Below are 1905 nucleotides of genomic sequence, written 5' to 3'. Positions count from 1 at the left end.
CCTCCTCGCCGTCGGCCTCTTCGTGTAAGATCTGTCGCTTGTACTCGTGTTCGGCGTAGGTCTCCGTCGCCGCCTCGCGTGAGCGGACCTCGCGCTCGATGTCGTAGTCGGCCTCGATGATCGCCGCCATCTCGTCTTCGATGGCGGCCAGGTCGTCCTCGTCGAGGTCCACGTCGGTGACGTCGTAGTAGAACCCCTCGTCGGTCGGCGGGCCGATCGTCAGCGTCGCCTCCGGGCGGAGCCGCTGGAGCGCCTGCGCGAACACGTGGGCCGCCGAGTGGCGCAACACCGTGAGGTACTCGTCCGACTGGTCGGTGACGATCTCGATCCGCGCGCCGTCGTGGACCTCGGCGTACTTCTCGACGAGTTCGCCGTCGATCTTCCCCGCGACGGTGTCGCGACCGAGCCCGGGGCCGATCTCGAAGGCGACGTCCTCGACTGTCGACCCCGCCGGAACGGCCAGCTCTGATCCGTCCGGCAGGACGACCGTCACCTCGGCCTCCGCATCGGTCTCGCTCATACAGCATCGGAGCCGGACGACCGGCATAAGTGTGTTCGATCCGTGGCGCGGGCTCGCACGCGCGGCCGGACTCACCCCTCGGCGCCGGGCGGGCGGAGCCGGACCCCGGCAACGACTGCCGGCGCTCCGGAGCCCCGGATCCGGCGGAAGCGATGGCAACACACAAATCCCGCGGCAACGTTTGCCGCGCCATGACCGATCATCGGGAGCCCCTGTCGTCGGTGCTGGAGGCGATCGGGGAGACGCCGCTCGTCGAGGTCCACGACGCGCCGGACGCGGTGCCGGTGTACGCCAAGCTGGAGTCGTTCAACCCCGGCGCGAGCGTCAAGGACCGCATCGGGAAGTACATGCTCGAACGCATGCTGGAGCGCGGCGACGTCGGCGAGGGCGGGACCGTGGTCGAGCCGACCGCCGGCAACACCGGGATCGGGCTCGCCGTCGCGGCCAAACAGCTGGGGCTGAACGCCGTCTTCGTCGTCCCCGAGCGCTTCTCGGTGGAGAAACAGCAGCTCATGCGCGCGCTCGGCGCGGAGGTCGTCAACACCCCCAGCGACGACGGCATGGGGTTCGCCATCGAGCGCGCCCGCGAGATCGCCGACGAACTGGACGACGCGGTCGTCCCCCAGCAGTTCTCGAACCCGCTCAACGCGGAGGCGCACTACGAGACGACCGCACCGGAGATAGACGAGGCGCTCGACGGCGGGGTGGGCGCGGTCGTCGCCGGCTGCGGCACCGGCGGCACGCTGATGGGGATGGCCCGGTACTTCCGCGAGCGCGACGAGGGCACCCACGTCGTCGCGGTCGAGCCGGCCGGCTCCGCGTACCGCGAGTTCCTCGGCCAGGAGGTCGACCACGAGGCGTACAAGACCGAGGGGATCGGCACGCACGACATCGACACCAACGAGCTGTTCGACCCCGGCCTCGTCGACGATATCCGGGCGATCGACGACCGCGAGGTCCACGCGGAGATGGGCCGGCTCGCGGCCGAGGAGGGCCACCTCGTCGCCTCCTCGTCGGCCGCGAACGCGATCGCGGCGAAGCGGGTCGCCCGCGGGATCCGCGACGGCGAGACCGACGCCCCGCACGACGCGGTCGTCACCGTCTTCCCCGACTCCTCCGAGCGATACCTCTCGAAGGGCGTCTACCGCTCGTTCGAGGAGTGGGAGGGGTAATTTCGGTGCGAGAGCGGCGCTGTAGTCGCGACCGGTGCGATATTTAAATAGGATCTGAGCGACGGCGACGATCGTTTATAAATATCCGCGGTGGCGCGTGCCTGCGAGCGGCCGGAGCGAAGCGACGGCCGCGAGTCGCACGCGCGAGGGAGTCGGGCGCTCCGAGGGCGACCGAAGGGAGCCCTAAGGACGCGCCCGACGAGGCTGGGGAGG

At 70.1% G+C, this 1905-nt stretch carries 2 protein-coding genes; one reads left to right on the top strand and one right to left on the bottom strand.

From position 1 onward, the window contains the following. The coding region (locus tag B9G38_RS16660; RefSeq protein WP_198945731.1) for a TGS domain-containing protein at positions 1-547 on the bottom strand (547 nt) is incomplete at its 3' end. 164 nt (positions 548-711) lie between these two features. Here B9G38_RS16660 and B9G38_RS16655 point away from each other — a divergent pair. Next, positions 712-1692, top strand: coding sequence for a PLP-dependent cysteine synthase family protein (locus B9G38_RS16655; RefSeq protein ID WP_086221115.1), 981 nt, complete (start codon positions 712-714; stop codon positions 1690-1692). Positions 1693-1905: the final 213 nt, after the last annotated feature.

The organism is Halorubrum sp. SD612 (assembly GCF_002135005.1).
This window is presented reverse-complemented; position numbering and strand designations above follow the sequence as displayed.

Excerpts from the sequence above, each read along its gene's own strand:
- B9G38_RS16655 (WP_086221115.1), top strand. The coding sequence starts at position 712 with ATGACCGATCATCGGGAGCCCCTGTCGTCGGTGCTGGAGGCGATCGGG.